Here is a 20,753-nt window from a genome sequence, read left to right as displayed (position 1 = left end):
CGTTGATGATGTGGAGTCGGAGATGACGCAGCCTGCAAAGGTCACAGAACCCTCGATGGAGGAGATTCTGGCCTCGATCCGGCGCATCATTGCCGACGATGAGGCCAAGCCGCCGCCGGCAGAAGCTGCCAAGCCAGCGCCCGCTGCAGCTGCGCCGAAGCCGTCAGCCATGAACGACATTCCGCCATCCAAGGTCGCTCCCGCAAAACCTGCTGCCGAGAAGCCCGCGCCGCCGCCGGTTGCGAAGCCGGCTCCAGCGCCGCCGCCGCCCGCACCTGCGGCGGATGCATCCAATAACCAGGACGATATTGATGCTCTGCTGGCGGGGCTGGACGCGGCTACGCCTGCGCCCGAGGTCCGTGAGCCAGAGCCCGAACCTGAACCCGACGTGCTCGAATTGACCGACGAGATGGCGGTGGATCCGGAGCCGACGCCGCCTCCGCCGCCGCCGAGCTTCCGCAAGGTCGAGCCGCGCGACGATCTGGAATTCGCCGAATCGCCGCTGCGCCTGACGCCGTCATCGTCCTATGCGGCGGTGGACTACGATGCGCCGCCGCTACCGCCCCAACAGCCGATCCTGGCCCAATCGACGGTCTCGGCGGTCGAATCCGCCTTCAACTCCCTGGCCCACACGGTGCTCAGCAGCAATGCGCGGACGCTGGAAGATCTGGTCAAGGAGATGCTGCGTCCGATGCTGAAATCCTGGCTCGACGACAACCTGCCGGGCCTCGTTGAACGCATCGTGAAGGCCGAAATCGAGCGGGTCTCGCGCGGCGGCAGGTGAGGGCGGCTCCCGAGCCCTCATAAAGCCCCTCTTATGCGCCTGTTTGGCCTGCCGACCGGCCGGAAAGCCGTTTTGCCGCCGGGCTTTCCGTTGATCCTCTCCCGGACCTTTTCGTTGACTTGCCCCCCGCGCGCGGCTTTCTAGCAGCCCATGATCGAGAAAAATTACCAGCCCGCCGATATCGAAGCCCGCATGTCCGTCGTGTGGGAGGACAGCCTTGCCTTCAGGGCCGGCCGCCCCGACCGCCGCGACGCAGTGCCCTTTACCATCGTGATCCCGCCGCCGAACGTGACGGGCTCGCTGCATATGGGCCACGCCCTCAACAACACCCTCCAGGACATCCTGTGCCGGTTCGAGCGCATGCGCGGTCGCGACGTGCTGTGGCAGCCCGGCACCGACCATGCCGGCATCGCCACCCAGATGGTGGTCGAGCGGCAGCTGATGGAGCGTCAGCAGCCCAGCCGCCGCGAGATGGGCCGCGAGAAGTTTCTGGAGCGGGTCTGGCAGTGGAAAGCCGAGAGCGGCGACACCATCATCAACCAGCTCAAGCGCCTCGGCGCCTCCTGCGACTGGTCGCGCGAACGCTTCACCATGGACGAGGGCCTGTCGAAGGCCGTCATCAAGGTGTTCGTCGAGCTGCATCGCGACGGCCTGATCTACAAGGACAAGCGGCTGGTGAACTGGGACACCAAGCTGCTGACCGCGATCTCCGACCTCGAAGTGCAGCAGACCGAGGTCAAGGGCAGCCTGTGGTATCTGCGCTATCCGATCGAGGGCAAGACGTTCAGCCCCGAGGATTCCTCGAGCTTCATCGTCGTCGCCACCACGCGGCCCGAGACCATGCTCGGCGACACCGGCGTGGCGGTGCATCCCGATGACGAGCGCTATCAGAAGCTGGTCGGCAAGAACGTGATCCTGCCGCTGGTCGGTCGCAAGATTAAGATCGTCGCCGACGAATATTCCGATCCGGATAAGGGCTCGGGCGCGGTGAAGGTGACGCCGGCGCACGACTTCAACGATTTCGAGGTCGGCAATCGCCACGGCCTGGGCCGGATCAGCGTCATCGACAAGGAAGGTTGCCTCGACCTCGTCGACAATGAGGATTACCTGCGTAACCTGCCGGAAGGCGCTTCGCAATTCGCCGAGGAGTTTCACAAGCTCGACCGCTTCGCGGCGCGCAAGCGCATCGTCGAGCGGCTGGAATCCTTCGGCTTCGTCGAGCGGATCGAGCCGCACACCCACATGGTGCCGCACGGCGACCGCTCGAACAGCGTGATCGAGCCCTATCTGACCGACCAGTGGTACGTCGACGCCAAGACGCTGGCAAAGCCTGCGATCGCGGCGGTGCGTTCGGGCGAAACGACGTTCGTGCCGAAGAACTGGGAAAAGACCTATTTCGAGTGGATGGAGAACATCCAGCCCTGGTGCATCTCGCGCCAGCTGTGGTGGGGTCATCAGATCCCGGCCTGGTACGGCCCTGACGGCAAGGTGTTCGTCGCCGAGACCGAGGAGGAGGCCGTCAGCCACGCGCTCGGCTATTACGTCGAGCAGGAGGTCATCACGGCCGAGCAGGGCCGCGAGATGGCGCTCGACCGCAACAAGCGCGAAGGCTTCATCACGCGTGACGAGGACGTGCTCGACACATGGTTCTCCTCGGCGCTGTGGCCGTTCTCGACGCTCGGCTGGCCCGAGGACGCGCCGGAAGTGCAGCGCTATTACCCGACCAACGCGCTGGTGACCGGCTTCGACATTATCTTCTTCTGGGTCGCCCGGATGATGATGATGGGCCTGCACTTCATGAAGGAAGTGCCGTTCTCGACGATCTACATCCATGCCCTCGTCCGCGACGAGAAGGGCGCCAAGATGTCGAAGTCGAAGGGCAACGTCATCGACCCCCTCAACCTGATCGACGAATACGGCGCCGACGCGTTGCGCTTCACGCTGGCCGCCATGGCGGCGCAGGGACGCGACATCAAGCTCGCCACCAGCCGCGTCGAGGGTTACCGGAATTTCGCGACGAAGCTCTGGAATGCGTCGCGCTTCGCGGAGATGAACCACTGCGCCGTGCCGGAAGGTTTCGAGCCGGCGAAGGCCAAGGAAACCCTGAACCGCTGGATCGCGCATGAGAGCGCGCACACCACGCGCGAGGTGACCGAGGCAATCGAAGCCTATCGCTTCAACGATGCGGCCGGTGCGATCTACCGCTTCGTCTGGAACGTCTATTGCGACTGGTATGTCGAGCTCGCAAAGCCCGTGCTGCTCGGTCCGGACAGCCCCGCGAAGGACGAAACCCGCGCCATGGTCGCCTGGGCGCGCGACGAGATCCTGAAGCTGCTGCACCCCTTCATGCCCTTCATCACCGAAGAGCTGTGGGAGGTGACGGCCAAGCGCGACGGCCTGCTGGCGCTGGCGCAATGGCCGCTGAAGCCGTCCGAGCCGACGCCGGAGCAGCTCGCGATGCTCGCCGCGGCAGCCGGGCCGACCGATCCGCTGATCTCGCCGGTCCTGATCATGCCGATCTTCGACCATGCCGACTTCACCGATCCCAAGGCGGAAGCCGAGATCGGCTGGGTGATCGACCTCGTCACGCAGATCCGCTCGGTGCGCGCCGAGATGAACATCCCGCCGGCAACGCTGACGGCGCTGGTGCTCGCGGGCGCCTCGACCGAGACGAAGGAACGCGCGCCGCGCTGGACCGACGTCATCAAGCGCATGGCGCGGCTGTCCGACATCTCGTTCGCCGACCGCGCACCTGATGGTGCGGTCCAGCTCCTCGTGCGCGGCGAGGTGGCCGCGTTGCCGCTGAAGGGCGTGATCGACGTCGCCGCCGAGCGCACGCGCCTCGACAAGGAGATCGGCAAGGCCGACGCCGACATCAAACGCGCCGAGTCCAAGCTGGCGAACGAGAAGTTCGTCGCCAACGCGGCCGAAGAGGTCGTCGAGGAGGAGCGCGAAAAGCGCGAGGCAGCACTGGCCCGCAAGGCCAAGCTGCTGGAGGCGCTGGAGCGGCTGAAGCAGGCCTCGTAGAGCGTTTTCGAGCGAAGTGGAAACCGGTTCGCGTCAAGAAAACGCGTCAAACCTAGAATCTAAAGCCCGTTCCATCGGAACGGGTTCTAGGCCTCCTTCGGGAACGGCTTGCTCAAAAACTTCGAGCCCTTGACGCCATAGCGCCAGGGCAGCTCGACGGCCTTGGTAATGCCGATCCGGATGCCGGCCACCACCTCGACGTCTTCTGTCCGCGCATGCAGCGCGATCGGCGGCCGGTCCAGGGGCAGGGCGTTGTGCGCGATGGTGATGCCGAGCGCTTCGGTCAGCTTGCCGGGGCCCGAGCACAGTGCGTGCACCTCCTGCAGATGGCGGCGTCGGCGCATCGCCGCCAAGCCATGCGTCGGCTCTAGCGCGCGGATCAGCACGGCGGCGGCCGAGCCCGCCTCCTCGCAGACCAAGTTCACGCACCAGTGGATGCCGTAGGAGCGGTAGACATAGGCAAAGCCGGGCGGGCCAAACATCACCTGGTTCCGCGGCGTCGGGCCATTGTAGGAGTGCGCCGCCGGCTCGGTATGATGATAGGCCTCGACCTCGACAATGAGGCCGCCGACGCCATTGACCAGCATGGTGGCCCCGATCAAATCGGGCGCGACCTCGTGGACGCTGCGGCCGAAAAACGCACGCTTCAGGGCTTTGCCGAGCCGCGGTGGTGAGGCTTTCGAGGTTGGAGCCATTCGAGGTGAGAATCGCCTGAGAACAGAGCAGGATATTGCCCATATCTGCCATGTTCCCTGAAGCGGCGCGAGCCGGGTTGCGGCAGGCAGCCAGACCGACTAGGTAGGAACTGAACAGACCGGACAGCCCATGGTCGTTATTGTCGACACCATCTCGAACCCGTTGCGCCCCCGCCACCCTGAAAAGGTGAATCGCCCCGACTCCGCTTCGCCGCCGAAGCCGGACTGGATCCGCGTGCGCGCGCCAAATACCCGCGGCTATGCCGACACCCGCAACATCGTGCGCGCCAACGGCCTGCACACGGTGTGCGAGGAGGCGGGCTGCCCGAACATCGGCGAGTGCTGGGACAAGAAGCACGCGACCTTCATGATCATGGGGGACACCTGCACCCGGGCCTGCGCCTTCTGCAACGTCAAGACCGGCATGCCCAATGCGCTGGATGCAGCCGAGCCGCAGAACGTCGCCGAAGCCGTCGCCAAGCTGGGGCTGGCCCACGTCGTCATCACCTCAGTCGACCGTGACGATCTGGCCGATGGCGGCGCCGAGCATTTTGCAGAGACCATCCGTGCGATCCGGGCCGCGTGCCCCTCGACCACGATCGAGATCCTGACGCCCGACTTCCTGCGCAAGGAGGGGGCGCTCGAAATCGTCGTCGCGGCGAGGCCCGACGTGTTCAACCACAATCTCGAGACCGTGCCATCGCGTTACCTCACTGTGCGGCCCGGCGCGCGCTACTTCCACTCAATCCGGCTGTTGCAGCGGGTCAAGGAGCTCGATCCCACCATCTTCACCAAGTCCGGGATCATGGTCGGCCTCGGCGAGGAGCGCCACGAGGTGCAGCAGGTGATGGACGATCTGCGCTCCGCCGACGTCGACTTCCTGACCATCGGGCAATATCTCCAGCCGACCCGGAAGCACCACGCCGTGATGCGCTATGTGCCGCCCGACGAGTTTTCGTCCTACGAGAAGGTCGCCTACACCAAGGGTTTCCTGATGGTGTCGGCGAGCCCGCTCACCCGTTCGTCGCATCATGCCGGCGAGGACTTTGCGAGACTGAAGGCCGCACGGGCCGCGACTGCCCGCTGAACCGCCATGCCCAAATTTTCAAGCAAGCGCCGTGTCCATCACAGCGCGTCCGAGATGTTTGATCTGGTCGCCGACGTCGAGCGCTACCCGGAGTTCGTGCCGCTGTGCAGCGCGCTCAAGATCCGCCAGCGGATGGCCAAACCCGACGGCACCGAGGTGCTGGTCGCCGACATGACGGTGTCGTTCAAGCTGGTCAAGGAGTCCTTCACCAGCCGCGTGACTCTCGACCGCGCCAATCTGAATATCCGGGTCGAATATCTGCAAGGCCCGTTCAGCAACCTCGAGAACCGCTGGACGTTCGAGCCCAAGGGTGAGGGCGTCTGCGACGTCGGATTCTTCCTGGCCTACGAGTTCAAGAGCCGGATGCTGGCGATGCTGATGGGCTCGATGTTCGATGCCGCGTTCGCGCGCTTCTCCATCGCATTCGAGAAGCGGGCGGATGCGATCTACGGCCGGCCGAAGCTGGCGTCGTCGTAAGGCGTACTCTCTCCGCCGTCATTGCGAGGAGCCCTTGCGACGAAGCAATCCAGGGTCTTTCCGCGGAGGGATTCTGGATTGCTTCGCTGCGCTCGCAATGACAGTGAGGCTCAATCCACCGCCTTCACCACATCCGGCGGCTGCGAGGCGTAATAGGCCGCGGCCGCCTCGATCTCCTGCGGCGTCATCGCGCGGGCGATGTTGCGCATCTGCTGGCTGATGTCGTTGCGCCGCTCGCCGGATGCGAAGGCCTGGAGCTGCGCCTTCATGTAAGCTTCGGACTGGCCTTCGAGCCACGGACTGCCGGTCTTGTTGTCGAGGCTGCCATGGCAGGAGCCGCAGGGCGCGATCCCGCGCATCGGCGCGCCGTAGATGACGATGCTCGGTTTCGGCAGCTGCGGCGTCGGGTGATAGGCTGCCGGCCGCGGCAGATAGGCGTAATAGTTCGAGAGATCGGCGATCTCCTGGTCCGTCAGATTGACGGCGAATGGCGACATCACGGCATTGGTGCGCGCGCCGGATCGGAAATCGTGCAGCTCCTTGTAGATGACGGCCGCGTACTGGCCGGCGAGATTGGGCGAATCCGCGCGGCTGATGCCGGTCGGGCCGTGGCAGATCGCGCAGCGCTGCGCCAGCGTCGCGCCGCGGCCGATCGCTTCCTGGCTCGGACGCGACAGCGTATGCGAGGTCAGCACGACCTCCGACAGGCGTTTTGTCTGCTCGGGCGCAGTAACATTCGCCGCGCGCTGTGGCACGCCGGCGGCGCTGCAGATCGCATCCCAGACATTGGCGAACTGAACCCAGGGCTGTGCGAAGGGCAGCACGATGAAGCCGGTGATCGCCGTCACGATCAGGATCGCGGCGGTGATGCCGACGCCCATCCTGAAATGGCTGTTGCGGAAGGTGAAGAGGTCGCGCGCGCTCATCACTGCGCTCCCACATAGACGGCCGGCACCGACGTGCCCTCGGTCAGCGCCAGCGTCACGATCGGGTAGCCGTAATTGGTGAGGGTGAGGACGATCATCAGCGCCACCCACAGCGCATGCGTGTTGAGCGCGACCGGCACGGTCGCGGGCTGATGCACAGCCAGCGCAAAGCGGTACGGGCCGGCGTCAACCCGGGGCGCACGCATGCCACGTGCGAGGATGACGATGAACATGATGCCCGACGCCAGCAGGATGAAGCCGCCGATCGCGGAGAACGTGACCGAGAGCGCCTGCGGCGCGATCGCGGGATCGCCGAAGTCGAAATAGGCCATGCGGCGCGGCATGCCCAGGATGCCGACCCAGTGCCACGGGAAGGTCGTGATGATCATACCGATGAACCAAAGCCAGAGCTGGGTGCGGATCAGGCGGATGTCGATGAGTTCGCGCCCGGTCAGATGCGGCCACAGATCATAGGCGATCGCAAAGTACATGATCACGATGGCGCCGCCGAAGATCAGGTGGAAATGGCCGGTGATCCACTGCGTGTTGTGGATCGACGCATCGAGCTGGTAGCTCATGTTGATCAGGCCGCCGGCGCCGCCGAAGCCGAGCATGACGAACGAGAACGCCAGCGCCAGCATCATCGGGTTGTCCCAGGGCAGCGCCTTGATCCAGCCGAATAGGCCGCGGCCGCCGCGCAGGCGCGCCGCGATCTCGACCGAGGCGCAGATCGTGAACACGGTCAGCAGCGTCGGCAGCGCGACCAGCGCCGTGAAGGCCGAATGGATGAACTTGAAGCCGGCGCCGACCTGCGGATCGGCGAAGGTGTGGTGCATGCCGATCGGCATCGCCACCACCAGGAACAGGATGAAGGAGATCCGCGCCATGCTGTCGGAATAAACCCGGCCGCCGATCGCGCGCGGCACGATGGTGTAATAGGCGATGTAGGTCGGCATCAGCCAGAAATAGACGATGGCGTGCAGCGTCCAGGAGAAGAACACGCGGGCAAGACCCGCGTCGATCGTGGCCTTCAGCCCGGCCGCGACGGGAATGATCTGGAGCAGCAGCTCGAGCGCGGCACCAACCGCGGTCCAGGCCCAGAGATAGGAGCCCGCAACATTGGCGAACATCGCCAGCGGCACCGGTGCACCGGGATGGGCCTTCCGCCAGACGCGCAGATTGATCGCCATCAGCGCGACCCAAATCCAGGAGCCGACCACGACCAGCACGACGCCGAGGTAGTAGAAAACGTTGCCGATCAGCGGCGGATAGAAGGTGTAGAGCACCGACGCGCGCCCCAGCGCGACCGGGATCAGCGCCATGACGCTGCCGATCACGATCAGCCAAAATCCGGTCCAGGCCCAGCGCACGCCGACCAGGCGCTGCTCCAGCGCGGACTCGCTGATGGCATAGCCAAAGCCCATCGCGACGAGCGTGGGAAAGACGTAGCCCATCACCGTGCCGTGCGCGGTCAGCGAGCGGTAATAGAGCTCGGGATTGGACAGCCAGGTGCCGATCGGGCTGCGGATGAACATCTGCCAGGCGCCGAGCGTGAGCGCGATGCCGAACACGCCGAAGGCCAGCCAGAAATGGGCGAGGATGAGTTTCCTATTCGCCAACACAGCTCAGCCTCCCGCCACCCTTCGCGCGATCGGCGAAGTCGGTCTTGTTGATCACCTTGACCTTGCCCCACATGCCCTCGTGGCCGAAGGAGCAAAACTCCTGGCAGGGCATCAGATAGTCGCCGGTCTTCGTAAAGCGCATCAATTGCTCGGAGATGTAGCCCGGCACCAGCATGGTGTTGATGTTGGTGCCCTGGATCAGGATGCCGTGGACGACGTCGGCGCTGGTGGCGCGCATCGTGATCGGCGTATCTACGGGCACCACGATGCAGGCCGGCGTGAAGGAATATTGCTGGCCGATCGCGCGCACGGTCACATTGCCATTGGCCTCCAGCACGCTGCCGAGATTGCTCTCGACGAATTCGCCGGACAGATGAATGCGCGAGGGATCGGTGGTCTCGACGCGCGGCTGCGGCATGGTGGCGCGATGGATGCCGGCGAAGGCTGCCAGAAGCGCCATGCCGACGACGATTATCACGGCAATGGTCGCCCAGCGCCGCTCGACGCGGGCCGCGACCTCGGCGCTGCCATGGGTGTCCTCTGCGCTCATTGCAGTGATCCGCGCGGCAGGAAGACGAAGAGATAGAAGGCAAGCCACATCGCGACCACGCAGGCCGTGGCGATGCCGGCCAGCACGATCGCGCCAGACGGTCCTTGCGAGACGACTTCCTCGACGGCCTGGTCGGCGGCGGCTGGGCTGGTCGGCGGATCGGAATTGAACATGACGGTTCTCTGGCGCCTCTCAGTTCAGCGGTGCGGAGCGCAGCTCGTTGGCCTCGCGCGCCGACACCGGCGTGCCGCGATTGCCCCAGGCGGTGCGGATGTAGGAGACGACGGCGGCGACCTCGTTGTCGGAGAGGAGGCCTGCGAAGGGCGGCATGCCGTAGGGCATCGGATTGCCCTTGGTGCCCGGCGGATAGCCGCCATTGAGCACCATGCGGATCGGGTTGACCGCCGACTGCATCTCGATCGACTGGTTGTTGGCGAGCGGCGGCCAGTGCGGCGGCTTGCCTTCGCCCTGGAGGCCGTGACAGCTCGCGCAATTCTTGTCGTAGACGGTCTTGCCGAGGCTGATCAGCAGGCTGCTCTCGGTGGTCGGCAGCGCCGAGCTCGGCGCCGGCGGAGGCGAGGGCTCCGCGATGCCCTTGAGGTACACCGCCATGGCGCGCGTGTCCTCGTCGTTGAGATATTGCAGGCTGTTGTGCACGACCTCGGCCATCGGGCCGTAGACCACGCCGCGCATGGAGACGCCGGTCTGGAGCAGGTCGGTGATGTCCTTGATGCTCCAGTCGCCGAGCCCCGCCTCACGGTTGGAGGTGAGGGACGGCGCGTACCAGTTCTGCATCGGGATCAGGCCGCCCTTGAAGGCGTCCGATTGCGAGGTGCCGCCAAGCGCGTTGATCGGCGAATGGCACATGCCGCAATGGCCGAGCCCCTCGACCAGATAGGCGCCACGATTCCATTCCGCCGACTTGGTGGGGTCGGACTTGAACTCACCCTCGCGGAAGAACAGCGTGCGCCAGCCGAGGATGAGCTGGCGGTTGTCATAGGGAAAGCGCAGCTCGTGCGGCTTGTTCTTCTGGTTCACCGGCTGAATCGAGCGCAGATAGGCGAAGATCGCGTCGCTGTCGGCGCGTGTCACCTTTGTGTAGGACGCGAACGGCATCGCCGGATAGATCAGCCCGCCATCCGGGAAACGGCCGTTGTGCATGGTTCTGTAGAAATCGTCCGCGCTCCACTTGCCGATGCCGGTCTCCGGATCGGGCGTGATGTTGGAGGTGTAGATCGTTCCGAACGGGGTCGGCATCGGGCGCCCGCCGGCAAACAGCCGGCCCTCAGCCGCAGTATGGCAGGCCGTGCAATCGCCGGCGCGGGCGAGATATTCACCCCGCGCAATGACGTCGCCGGCCTTGTCCTGCGCCTGCGCGGCCGTGATGAGCGCGGCGAGGGCCAGGAGCTTGATCGAAAGCAGCGTGATCGACAGTCTTGAGCCCATCATGCGCCTCGTCAGTTGGGCTGGCTGCCGCAGCCGAACGGCAGCGCGTAGGTGCCTTTCGGGACGGGGGCCGGGTTGGTGGGCGCGGGTCGCGTCGCGAGCCAGGCCGCAACGGCGGTAACATCTGCTTCCGTCAGATGGCCGGCGACGAGCTGCATGCAGTCCGGCGATTTTGCCGTTCGCGTGCCGTAGCGCCAGGCGCCGAGCTGCGCACTGACGTAAGCGGCGCGCAAGCCCAGCAGACCGGGGATGCCGGGCTGCATGCCGGTGAGGCCCGGGCCGTGACAGCTCACGCACGCCGGTATGTTACGACCGGCATCGCCGCTGGTCGCGAGCAGCTCGCCCTGCGCCAGCACTTCCTTGCTGACTTCGCTCGGCGCGGGCTGCGGCAGCGGCGGATGCTCGCTGGCGAAATATTCGGCCATCGCCTCCAGATACGGATCAGGCAGAAACTCCAGCAGATAGTTCATCGGCGGGTATTTGCGCCGGCCGCTGCGGAAGGCGAGGAGCTGGTTGTAGAGATAGCCGGCCGGCTTGCCGGCAAGCCGCGGGAAATAGACGTCGCTGGTGCCTTCGCCCTTGTTGCCGTGACAGGGCGTGCACGCCTCCACCCGCGCCGCCATGGTATCCGGCGGCTGGTTGGCCGTTTGTGCTGCAGTACCATCAATAGCGGCCAAGGTAGCAATAGCGATTGCCAGTGCAGTGTCGCGAGCGAACACGCCGTCGCCCTCCAGAAAGCAGGACCGGGTTGATTCCTGGCCACAGCGTAGAGCCGCATTATTGCGCCAATACAGTCGCGCGCAAGATCGGACATGGCGATGACGCTTGGTCGCGGTTGCACATTTGCGATCCTGATCGAATTCGACAAGAATTGCGTGCTTTTTGAAAACTGGCGTAACGCCGCGATCTCGCGGCGTATTCCGCCCGAGCTTTGCTTCACAAGCGGGAAGCGCGGCAATGTGGAATCCGTTCGCGCGCGCGCGGATGTTCTGCCGCTTGGGCCGGGCAGACGACCCATCATCAGAGTGCATCTTCCCGTCGGGCGACAAGTGCAGTTTGTGCCAAAACGCACCGCGCTGACGCAACACCCCTTGCCGGAAACGGCGCACCGCGAGCTCTGCCCTTCGCGAAAGGTTCGACTACAATCCGAGTCGGGCGCGGGCGCCTTATCGCGGGATCGGGGAGATGGGACGCTGGAAGCAGGCATGGAGCGAAGAAGACCTTGGCAGGCTGAAGGTCCTGGCAGGCACCAAGCCGATTGCGCTGATAGCGAAAGAGCTCGGCCGGACCCGCGGCACGGTGCTGGCGAAGGCGATTGAGCAGAAGCTCCCTGTCATTTGTCGGACGAAGCGCCAGGAACAATAGGGCGCGATATCGCTCGCGATCGGTCTGGCGTTACAGGGCACGCTGTCCAATCTCGCTGCCGGCGTGATGCTGCTGCTGTTCCGGCCCTTCCACATCGGCGCCGACGTCGAGGTCGTTGTGGGGCGTGGCGATCATCAATCACAGCGCGAGCGCGCTGCTGGCGGCGGCATGAAGTGGCTCAGCCGCGCGGTGACCGCGGCGTCCTGCGCTTCACCGCATGCCGGCGCGGCGAGCGGGTCACGCGGGGACGCAGGCGGGTTGCCGCGGCGGCGCGCCGGGGCTTGGGCTGGGCCTTCGGGCCGCGGGCGAGATCCATCAGCATGCGCAATGCCTCGACCACCGAGCGCTGGCGCACGGCGGTCCGGCCGATCGCGCCAAAGCGATGCTCGCGATGGACGATGCGGCCGTCGCGCGCGGCAACCGCGAAATGCACGAGACCGACCGGCTTGCCGGGCGTGGCGCCGCCGGGGCCGGCGATACCGGTAATGGCAACGGCGAGATCGACGCCGGCACGCTCCAGCGCGCCGACCGCCATCGCGGTTGCGGTCTCCTTGCTGACGGCGCCGAAATTCGCGAGCGTGCTCGCCTCGACCCCTAGCATCGCGCGCTTGGCGTCATTGGAATAAGTGACGAAGCCGCGGTCGATCACGTCGGAGGAGCCGGGAATGTCGGTCAGCGCGCCGGCAACCAGACCGCCGGTGCAGGACTCGGCGGTGGCAATCGTCAGCTTGCGCATCCGGCACAGATCGAGCAGCGAGCGGGAGAGGGCGCGTGCGTCGCTGCCGCCCATGACCTAGACGCTCCAGGGCAGACGGATGGTGGCGCTCGCGGTGGCCGCGATGCCTTCCTCGCGGCCGGTGAAGCCGAGCCGCTCGCTGGTGGTCGCCTTCACCGCGACGCGCGAGATATCGACCCCGGAGATCTCGGCGATGCGGGCGCGCATGGTGTCGCGCAAGGGGCCGATCTTCGGCCGCTCGCAGATCATCGTCACCTCGAGGTTGGCGACGCGGCCGCCGCGCTGCGCAACGCGCTCGATGGCGTATTTCAGGAACTGGTCGGAGGAAGCCCCCTTCCATTTCGCATCGCTCGGCGGAAAGTGCGAGCCGATATCGCCGTCGGCGAGTGCGCCGAGGATGGCGTCGACCAGCGCATGCAGGCCGACATCGCCGTCGGAATGGGCGAGGAAGCCTTTGGTGTGCGGCACCCGTACGCCACAGATCATCACGTGGTCGCCTTCGCCGAAGGCGTGCACGTCATAGCCGGTGCCGGTCCTGATGTCGCCGAGCAGGCTGGCCAGGCGCGCTTCCTCGCGCACGAAATCCTCGGGAGTGGTGAGCTTCATATTGGCAACATCGCCTTCAAAGGTTGCGACCGTCAATCCCGCCCATTCGGCAATCGCGGCATCGTCGGTGAAATCGCTGCGCCCATCCTTTGCCGCGCGACGATGCGCCTCGAGGATGACGTCGAAACGAAAGGATTGCGGCGTCTGCGCGATTCGCAAGGCTGCGCGGTCCGGCGTGTCCTCGACATTGCCGCTCTCGCCGGTGACCTTGATCGTGTCGGTGACAGGGACGACGGGGAGCGCAGCGCCGGTGCGGCTGGCCGCCTCGATCGCGCGCGAGATCACGCCTGCCGAGACGAAGGGGCGCGCGGCGTCGTGGATGAGCACGATATCGGGCTTATGCTTGGCGAGTGCTTCGAGCCCTGCGAGCACGGAGGCCTGCCGCGTCGCGCCGCCATTGGTCGGCGGCTCGTGGCTGAGACCTGCGACCGCTGCCGTGAACATGGCGCTGTCGTCGGGGTTCACTACCGGCTGCACGGCGAACACGTCGGGGTGGCGGCTGAAGGCTTCCATGGCGCGGTAGATCACGGGGACGCCGCCGATCTCGCGATATTGCTTGGGACCACCGGCGCCAGCCCGCAGGCCGCGTCCGGCCGCGACGAGGACGACTGCGGTGCGCTGTGATTTCGCCATAGGACTCAAATACTCAGTTGGTGATGAAGAGAGTCGGGGGAGTGGGGTGATTGCCGCATGCCTCTAGCACGGCAGGCCCGCAAAAAAAGGGGTTTCCCCGGATTGTGGGAAACAGCATTTTGCTGCACTGCACTTGAAAGATTTGCAGAACTGTCTAAACTGTAGGCATGACGCTTGACTGCACAAGAATTGTGCGCAAGATAGGTCATGGCAGGCGCGATGAGGCCCTGCCTACGCAACGAGACCCCTGTGACCGGCTCGGCAGTATCAGGCTCTAAGCCGTTGAAAATTGGCGATATCGAGGTCGCCACCCCGGTCTTCCTGGCGCCGATGTCGGGGGTCACCGACTCGCCCGTCCGCCGGCTCGCCGCCGAGCTCGGGGCCGGTCTGGTCGTGTCCGAAATGACCGCCAGCGATGAGCTCGCGAATGGCCACAAGATGTCACGGTTGCGCTGCGAAGCGACCGGGATCGGGCCTCATGTAGTCCAGCTCGCCGGCTGCGAGGCGCACTGGATGGCCGAAGGGGCCCGGATCGCCGAAGCCGGAGGCGCCGACATCATCGACATCAACATGGGCTGTCCGGCCCGGCATGTCACCGGCGGCCAGTCCGGCTCCGCCCTGATGCGCGATCTCGACCATGCCGTCAGCCTGATCGATGCGACGATCGCGGCGGTGAAGGTGCCGGTGACGCTGAAGATGCGGCTCGGCTGGGACGATCACACCCGCAACGCGCCGGAATTGGCGCGGCGTGCGGAAGCCGCCGGCATTGAGCTCGTCACCGTGCACGGCCGCACCCGCTGCCAGTTCTACAAGGGCGAGGCCGATTGGGATGCGATCCGCGCGGTGCGCGAAGCGATCTCCATTCCGCTTGTCGTCAATGGCGACATCACCACTTACGAGAAGGCGCTCGCGGCGTTGGAGGCCTCCGGCGCCGATGCCGTGATGATCGGCCGCGGCGCGCAGGGGCAGCCCTGGTTGCCCGGCGAGATCGGCCGCCGCCTGAAGGGCGGGGCGGTCGAAGCCGCGCCGTCGCTCGAGACCCAGCTGCATTATGTCCGCACGCTCTATGAGGGCGTCTGCGCGCTCTACGGCCTGCGGATCGGCCTCCGGCACGCGCGAAAACATCTCGGCTGGGCGCTCGACGTCGCGGCCGATGTGAGCCGTGCGCCGGCCGAGAAGCTGAAAGCCTGGCGCCAGAAGATCCTCACCTCCGAGGATCCGCGCCTCGTCCACCAGTCGCTGCAAGATGCCTTCGACGATTTCGCATGGAGCGCTGCTGCATGAGCTCAGTTGCTGACCATCGCCGGCCGCTTCCGTCCGAGAGCGACGCGATCCTGGATGCGCTGCCCAATCCCGTGCTCATGATCGGGCCGGACGGCAAGATCGTCGCCGCCAACATCGCGACCGAAGCCTTCTTCGACATCTCGACGCAGTTCCTGAAACGGCAGTCGCTGAAAGAGCTGGTGCCGTTCGGGAGCCCCTTGCTAGCGCTGATCGACCAGGTTCGTTCGTCGAACTCGCCGGTCAACGAATACAAGGTCGATCTGGGCACGCCGCGCATGGGCGGCGACCGCCAGGTGGATCTGCATGTCGCCCCGCTGACGGAACGGCCCGGCCATATCGTGGTGATGCTCCAGGAGCGCTCCATCGCCGACAAGATGGACCGCCAGCTCACCCATCGCAGCGCCGCGCGCTCGGTGATCGCGCTGGCCGCCATGCTGGCGCATGAGATCAAGAATCCGCTCTCCGGCATCCGCGGCGCCGCGCAGCTGCTGGAGCAGCAGGCCTCGTCCGAGGACCGCATGCTGACGCGGCTGATCTGCGACGAGGCCGACCGCATCGTGACGCTGGTCGACCGCATGGAGGTGTTCGGCGACGAGCGCCCCGTGGTGCGCGGTCCCGTCAACATCCATTCCGTGCTCGATCACGTGAAGCGACTGGCGCAGTCGGGCTTTGCCCGCAACATCCGCTTCATCGAGGATTATGATCCCTCGCTGCCGCCGGTCCTGGCGAACCAGGATCAGCTCGTCCAGGTGTTCCTCAACCTCGTGAAGAACGCCGCCGAAGCGCTGATCGACGTCCCCGACGCCGAGATCCAGCTCACCACCGCGTTCCGTCCCGGCGTGCGCCTGTCAGTCCCCGGTCAAAAATCCCGTGTATCCCTGCCGCTCGAGTTCTGCGTGAAGGACAACGGACCAGGCGTGCCGGACGATCTTCTGCCCAACCTGTTCGATCCCTTCGTGACCACCAAGCAGACCGGCTCGGGTCTTGGCCTGGCGCTGGTCGCAAAGATCATCGGAGATCACGGGGGCATCATCGAATGCGAGTCTCAGCCGCGCAAGACCACCTTCCGCGTGCTGATGCCGATGTATTCCACATCGGTCAAACATGCCGATCAAAGCAGCCGCGACGGCTCTGCCGGGAAGTCGTCGTCTGCGTCACAGGGGGCGAAATGAGGATTAACGATGCCCGCAGGTAGCATTCTCGTTGCTGATGACGACACTGCCATCCGCACGGTTCTCAATCAGGCGCTATCCCGCGCCGGCTACGAGGTCAGGCTGACCGGCAATGCCGCAACGCTATGGCGCTGGGTCAGCCAGGGGGAGGGCGATCTCGTCATCACCGACGTGGTGATGCCCGACGAGAACGCCTTCGACCTGCTGCCGCGGATCAAGAAGATGCGGCCCAATCTGCCCGTCATCGTCATGAGCGCGCAGAACACGTTCATGACCGCGATCCGCGCCTCCGAACGCGGGGCGTACGAATATCTGCCAAAGCCCTTCGACCTGAAGGAACTGATCGCCATCGTCGGCCGTGCGCTGGCCGAGCCGAAGGAACGGGTCTCGACGCCGGACGAGGACGCCGAGATGGAGGCGATCCCGCTGGTCGGCCGCTCGCCGGCGATGCAGGAAATCTACCGCGTGCTGGCGCGTCTGATGCAGACCGACCTCACCGTGATGATCACGGGCGAGTCCGGTACCGGCAAGGAGCTGGTGGCGCGCGCGCTGCACGATTACGGCAAGCGCCGCAACGGCCCGTTCGTCGCGGTCAACATGGCGGCGATCCCGCGTGACCTCATCGAGTCCGAACTGTTCGGCCACGAGCGCGGCGCCTTCACCGGCGCCAACACCCGCGCCTCGGGTCGGTTCGAGCAGGCCGAGGGCGGCACGCTGTTCCTGGACGAGATCGGCGACATGCCGATGGAGGCGCAGACCCGCCTGCTGCGCGTGCTCCAGCAGGGCGAATACACCACCGTCGGCGGCCGCACCCCGATCAAGACCGACGTGCGGATCGTCGCGGCGTCCAACAAGGACCTGCGCGTCCTGATCCAGCAGGGCCTGTTCCGCGAGGATCTGTTCTTCCGCCTCAACGTCGTGCCGCTGCGGCTGCCCCCCTTGCGCGAGCGCATCGAAGACCTGCCGGACCTCGTGCGGCACTTCTTCACACTGGCCGAGAAGGACGGTCTGCCGCCGAAGAAGCTCGATGCGCTGGCGCTGGAGCGGATGAAGCAGCACCGCTGGCCCGGCAACGTGCGCGAGCTCGAGAACCTCGCCCGGCGCCTCGCCGCGCTCTATCCGCAGGACGTGATCACCGGCTCCGTCATCGACGGCGAGCTGGCGCCGCCCACGGTCAGCCCGGGTGCCGCTGTCCAGCAGGGCGTCGACAATCTCGGCGGCGCCGTGGAGGCCTATCTGTCCTCGCACTTCCAGGGCTTCCCGAACGGCGTGCCGCCGCCGGGCCTCTATCACCGTATCCTCAAAGAGATCGAGGTGCCGCTGCTCACGGCCGCGCTCGCCGCCACCCGCGGCAACCAGATCCGCGCCGCCGATTTGCTCGGCCTCAACCGCAACACGCTGCGGAAGAAGATCCGGGACCTCGATATCCAGGTGTATCGGAGCGGGGGCTAGTTTTCCGAACGGACGGTGGCTCAGCTCCCCCTACCAAAGCGGAGCTGAGCCTTCCGGATCGCGCTGGCCGTTGTGGCTAACGCGGTGAGCAAAAGTCCGAATCAGGCCGAAACGTTCCGTTGGAACGTATGAATTGTTATTCAACCGCCGAGCGCTGCGTCGCGCTCATCTGATCAGCCGCGCCGAGACCGACTGGGCGCTGGCGACGTTCGCCAGCGGCTGCTGCACCCCGAGACCATTGACCAGGAGGTCGGCGGCTACGATCAGCAGCAGCACGGCCGACACCATCATCGCGAGAAAGAACCTGTCCATGGCGGTCAAGCCGTAGGGGCGGGAATCCGTTCCCGCAAGCGAGGTTTGCCAGAACAGCGGCCTGTGGATGCGCCGGTCCGTCGCGGCGAGGGCGCCGCGGAATTGTCGCAATTCGGCAACAATGTGGTACGAATACATCAGTATCCGCCCGCCGCGGACCCCGTTTTCAGCACCATTGCCGGAATGACCAGCGCAGACACCTCGGCCGCACACTTCGACACGGCCCCAGCGGAAGAGCCCCGGCGTTGGTCGGTGCGACGCTGGCTGGCACCCCTTGCCGTGGCGATGGCGTTGCTGTCGGCCCTCCTGACCTTCCTGGTCCTGACCGGTCTCACGCGGATCGAGCCGACGCCGGAGGTGGTCCGCTCGTTCTATCTGATCAATGCGGCCACGATCCTGCTGCTGGTCGGCATCATCGTCCGCGAGCTCTGGCAGCTGATCCTGGCGCGTCGGCGGGGCCGGGCGGCGGCACGCCTCCATGTCCAGATCGTCAGCCTGTTCTCGATCGTCGCGGTGCTGCCGGCGGTGCTGGTCGCCGTCGTCGCCAACGTCACCATCGAGCGCGGCCTCGACCGGCTGTTCTCCGGCCCGACCAAGGAGGTGATCCAGAATTCGCTGACGATCGCGCGGGCCTACATGCAAGACCACGCGCAGCTGATCCGCGGCGACATTCTCGGCATGGCCAATGACATCGCGCACGCCCGGCCGCTCTACGACCAGGACCGCCGCTCGTTCCGCGAGCTGCTGACCGCCAGCGCCGGCTCCCGCAACCTGCCGGGCGCGATGATCATCGACAAGAACACCAATATCCTGGAATCGGCGGACACCGGCATGCGGCTAGCCTATTCGCCGCCGGCGCCGGACTTCCTCAGCAACGTCAACGAATCCGAGCCCGAGATCGCGGTGCTCCCGGATGCGAGCTTCGTCGCCGCGGTGATCCGCCTGCGCGCCTTCAGCGACACCTTCCTTTATGTCGCGCGACCGCTCGATCCGAACGTCGTCAACCAGCTCAAGCAGACCGAGGTCAGCGTCGCCGAATACGCTCAGATCGAGTCGCGCCGGCTCGGCATCCAGGTCGCCTTCGCGCTGATGTTCGCGGTGATCGCGCTGACCATCCTGATGGCCTCGGTGCTGATCGGCCTCAACTTCGCCAACTCGCTGGTGGCCCCGATCCGGCGGCTGATGAACGCCGCCCACACGGTCTCGACCGGCGACCTCCATGTGAAGGTGCCCGTGCATCAGTCGGAAGGTGACCTCGCCCAGCTGGGTGAGACCTTCAACAAGATGACACAGGAATTGCGCAGCCAGCGTGACGAACTCGTCAACGCCAGCGATCTCATCGACAGCCGCCGCCGCTTCATCGAGGCCGTGCTGTCTTCGGCGAGCGCCGGCATCATCGGCGTCGACAATTCGGGCAGCGTCGGCATCCTCAACCGCTCTGCCGAGAAGCTGATCGGGCACTCCGAAGCGGAGACGCTCGGCCATCCGCTCTCCGACGTGCTGCCCGAGCTCGAGGAGATGATGAAGACGGCGCGGGAAGGGACCCAGCGCCTGGTGCAGGGCCAGATCACGATCACGCGCGACGGCACCGAGCGCAACCTGTCGGTCCGCGTCAGCGCCGAGAAGACCAGCCAGCCGCACGACAGCTACATCATCACGCTCGACGACATCACCGAGCTGGTCTCGGCGCAGCGCACCTCGGCCTGGGGCGACGTCGCGCGCCGCATCGCGCATGAGATCAAGAATCCGCTGACGCCGATCCAGCTCTCGGCCGAGCGCATCCGCCGCAAGTTCGGCAAGGACATCACCGAGACCAAGGACAAGCAGATCTTCGAGCAGTGCACCGATACCATCGTGCGCCAGGTCGACGATATCCGCCGCATGGTCGACGAGTTCTCGCGTTTCGCACGGATGCCGAAGCCGGTGATGGAGGGCGAGGACGTCGCCGACACCGTGCGGCAGGCGGTGTTCCTGATGAAGGTCGCCCATCCCGAGATCGATATCGAGGCCGAATTCAAGGAAGATCCGCTGCGCGCGCAGTTCGACCGGCGGCTGATCTCGCAGGCGGTCACCAACATCGTCAAGAACGCCACCGAGGCGGTCGAGCAGGTGCCGCCGGAGGAGCTCGGCAAGGATTACGGCAAGGGCCGCATCGACGTCGTGGTCTCGCGCGAGGGCGAGGACGTGCTGATCGACGTCATCGACAACGGCATCGGCCTGCCCAAGGTCGCGCGCTCGCGCCTCCTCGAGCCTTATGTGACGACGCGGGCCAAGGGCACCGGCCTTGGCCTGGCGATCGTCGGCCGCGTGCTCGAAGACCATGGCGGGCGTATCGAGCTGAAGGACGCTTCCGATTTCCGCGAGGGCCAGCGCGGCGCGTGGATGCGGATGCGTTTTGCGATCTCCGGTGCCCCCGCGAAGAGCGAGGGGACCGTGCAGGCATCGTTGGCCGCAAACGCGGTCACGGACATCGCCAAGCCGCCCGAAACAAAACCGCCGGCCGCCGAAACCAAAGAGCCGGCTGAAATGACCAATGATTCAACGAAGATCGAAGCCTCAACAGGCATCTGACAAGACAG

The 20,753-nt window shown here is 65.7% G+C and carries 19 protein-coding genes and 1 pseudogene; 10 read left to right on the top strand and 10 right to left on the bottom strand.

Annotation, left to right across the window (positions count from 1 at the left end; translation table 11 throughout):
- The first annotated feature begins 22 nt into the window (after nt 1–22).
- Complete coding sequence (locus AB7G19_RS22065) at nt 23–784, top strand: PopZ family protein (RefSeq protein WP_441268078.1); 762 nt, start codon at nt 23–25, stop codon at nt 782–784.
- A 150-nt stretch (nt 785–934) separates the two neighbouring features.
- Entirely contained in the window at nt 935–3,811 is a 2,877-nt protein-coding gene (locus AB7G19_RS22060) for a valine--tRNA ligase (protein WP_441268077.1), read from the top strand.
- Nucleotides 3,812–3,897: 86 nt separating this feature from the next.
- Here AB7G19_RS22060 and AB7G19_RS22055 read toward each other — a convergent pair whose 3' ends face one another.
- Nucleotides 3,898–4,506 (bottom strand): DNA-3-methyladenine glycosylase, encoded by a 609-nt coding sequence (locus tag AB7G19_RS22055; protein WP_441268076.1) that lies wholly within the window; start codon nt 4,504–4,506, stop codon nt 3,898–3,900.
- Between the two features lie 130 nt (nt 4,507–4,636).
- On the opposite strand from AB7G19_RS22055, the gene lipA reads away from it, so the two are divergent.
- Both lipA and AB7G19_RS22045 read left to right on the top strand, forming a co-directional pair.
- Entirely contained in the window at nt 4,637–5,593 is a 957-nt protein-coding gene (gene lipA, locus AB7G19_RS22050; protein WP_063983327.1) for a lipoyl synthase, read from the top strand.
- Between the two features lie 6 nt (nt 5,594–5,599).
- Nucleotides 5,600–6,070, top strand: a complete 471-nt coding sequence (locus AB7G19_RS22045; protein WP_071914058.1) for a type II toxin-antitoxin system RatA family toxin — start codon at nt 5,600–5,602, stop codon at nt 6,068–6,070.
- A 110-nt stretch (nt 6,071–6,180) separates the two neighbouring features.
- On the opposite strand, the gene AB7G19_RS22040 is transcribed toward AB7G19_RS22045, so the two are convergent.
- Genes AB7G19_RS22040 through AB7G19_RS22015 form a run of 6 tightly spaced genes read right to left on the bottom strand, consistent with a single transcriptional unit; the run spans nt 6,181 to nt 11,237 of the window.
- Entirely contained in the window at nt 6,181–6,996 is an 816-nt protein-coding gene (locus AB7G19_RS22040) for a c-type cytochrome (protein ID WP_166096541.1), read from the bottom strand.
- Nucleotides 6,996–8,618: a b(o/a)3-type cytochrome-c oxidase subunit 1 gene (locus tag AB7G19_RS22035; RefSeq protein ID WP_135213613.1), complete on the bottom strand. Its 1,623-nt coding sequence runs from the start codon at nt 8,616–8,618 to the stop codon at nt 6,996–6,998. The genes AB7G19_RS22040 and AB7G19_RS22035 overlap by 1 nt, the downstream gene beginning before the upstream one ends.
- Nucleotides 8,605–9,168 carry a cytochrome C oxidase subunit II gene (locus tag AB7G19_RS22030; protein ID WP_135213614.1) on the bottom strand — a complete coding sequence of 188 codons (564 nt, stop codon included), beginning with the start codon at nt 9,166–9,168 and terminating at the stop codon, nt 8,605–8,607. Before AB7G19_RS22030 ends, AB7G19_RS22035 begins: the two co-directional genes overlap by 14 nt.
- Nucleotides 9,165–9,341: a hypothetical protein gene (locus AB7G19_RS22025; RefSeq protein ID WP_166096542.1), complete on the bottom strand. Its 177-nt coding sequence runs from the start codon at nt 9,339–9,341 to the stop codon at nt 9,165–9,167. The genes AB7G19_RS22030 and AB7G19_RS22025 overlap by 4 nt, the downstream gene beginning before the upstream one ends.
- 19 nt (nt 9,342–9,360) lie before the next feature.
- Entirely contained in the window at nt 9,361–10,617 is a 1,257-nt protein-coding gene (locus tag AB7G19_RS22020) for a cytochrome c (RefSeq protein ID WP_135213615.1), read from the bottom strand.
- Between the two features lie 8 nt (nt 10,618–10,625).
- On the bottom strand, nt 10,626–11,237 hold the full coding sequence (locus AB7G19_RS22015) for a c-type cytochrome (protein WP_225048829.1): 612 nt from the start codon (nt 11,235–11,237) through the stop codon (nt 10,626–10,628).
- Nucleotides 11,238–11,799: 562 nt separating this feature from the next.
- Here AB7G19_RS22015 and AB7G19_RS22010 point away from each other — a divergent pair.
- The gene (locus AB7G19_RS22010) at nt 11,800–11,979 is read left to right on the top strand and encodes a hypothetical protein (protein ID WP_071914051.1); all 180 of its coding nucleotides are present in this window, start codon (nt 11,800–11,802) and stop codon (nt 11,977–11,979) included.
- A pseudogene (locus AB7G19_RS22005) lies at nt 11,980–12,093 on the top strand (mechanosensitive ion channel family protein); the annotation flags it as partial. It lies immediately after the preceding gene.
- Nucleotides 12,094–12,157: 64 nt separating this feature from the next.
- On the opposite strand, the gene AB7G19_RS22000 reads toward AB7G19_RS22005, so the two are convergent.
- Nucleotides 12,158–12,769 (bottom strand): CinA family protein, encoded by a 612-nt coding sequence (locus AB7G19_RS22000; protein ID WP_028161429.1) that lies wholly within the window; start codon nt 12,767–12,769, stop codon nt 12,158–12,160.
- 3 nt (nt 12,770–12,772) lie between these two features.
- Nucleotides 12,773–13,954, bottom strand: coding sequence for a bifunctional 2-C-methyl-D-erythritol 4-phosphate cytidylyltransferase/2-C-methyl-D-erythritol 2,4-cyclodiphosphate synthase (locus tag AB7G19_RS21995; protein WP_135213616.1), 1,182 nt, complete (start codon nt 13,952–13,954; stop codon nt 12,773–12,775).
- A 282-nt stretch (nt 13,955–14,236) separates the two neighbouring features.
- Between AB7G19_RS21995 and dusB the strand changes: the two genes are divergently transcribed.
- Genes dusB through ntrC form a run of 3 tightly spaced genes read left to right on the top strand, consistent with a single transcriptional unit; the run spans nt 14,237 to nt 17,862 of the window.
- Nucleotides 14,237–15,238 (top strand): tRNA dihydrouridine synthase DusB, encoded by a 1,002-nt coding sequence (dusB, locus tag AB7G19_RS21990; RefSeq protein WP_193560863.1) that lies wholly within the window; start codon nt 14,237–14,239, stop codon nt 15,236–15,238.
- Nucleotides 15,235–16,410, top strand: coding sequence for a two-component system sensor histidine kinase NtrB (locus AB7G19_RS21985; protein ID WP_028147561.1), 1,176 nt, complete (start codon nt 15,235–15,237; stop codon nt 16,408–16,410). The genes dusB and AB7G19_RS21985 overlap by 4 nt, the downstream gene beginning before the upstream one ends.
- A 9-nt stretch (nt 16,411–16,419) precedes the next feature.
- Nucleotides 16,420–17,862 carry a nitrogen regulation protein NR(I) gene (gene ntrC, locus AB7G19_RS21980; RefSeq protein WP_028147560.1) on the top strand — a complete coding sequence of 481 codons (1,443 nt, stop codon included), beginning with the start codon at nt 16,420–16,422 and terminating at the stop codon, nt 17,860–17,862.
- Nucleotides 17,863–18,027: 165 nt separating this feature from the next.
- Here ntrC and AB7G19_RS21975 read toward each other — a convergent pair whose 3' ends face one another.
- Nucleotides 18,028–18,312 carry a histidine kinase gene (locus tag AB7G19_RS21975; protein ID WP_166096546.1) on the bottom strand — a complete coding sequence of 95 codons (285 nt, stop codon included), beginning with the start codon at nt 18,310–18,312 and terminating at the stop codon, nt 18,028–18,030.
- 45 nt (nt 18,313–18,357) lie between these two features.
- Between AB7G19_RS21975 and AB7G19_RS21970 the strand changes: the two genes are divergently transcribed.
- The gene (locus AB7G19_RS21970) at nt 18,358–20,745 is read left to right on the top strand and encodes a sensor histidine kinase (RefSeq protein WP_354123807.1); all 2,388 of its coding nucleotides are present in this window, start codon (nt 18,358–18,360) and stop codon (nt 20,743–20,745) included.
- Nucleotides 20,746–20,753 lie beyond the last annotated feature (8 nt).

The sequence above is a fragment of the Bradyrhizobium sp. 215_C5_N1_1 genome (assembly GCF_052075935.1).
Classification (GTDB): domain Bacteria; phylum Pseudomonadota; class Alphaproteobacteria; order Rhizobiales; family Xanthobacteraceae; genus Bradyrhizobium; species Bradyrhizobium barranii.
The sequence above is the reverse complement of the archived record's forward strand: the minus strand, read 5'-3'. Positions and strand labels throughout refer to the sequence as shown.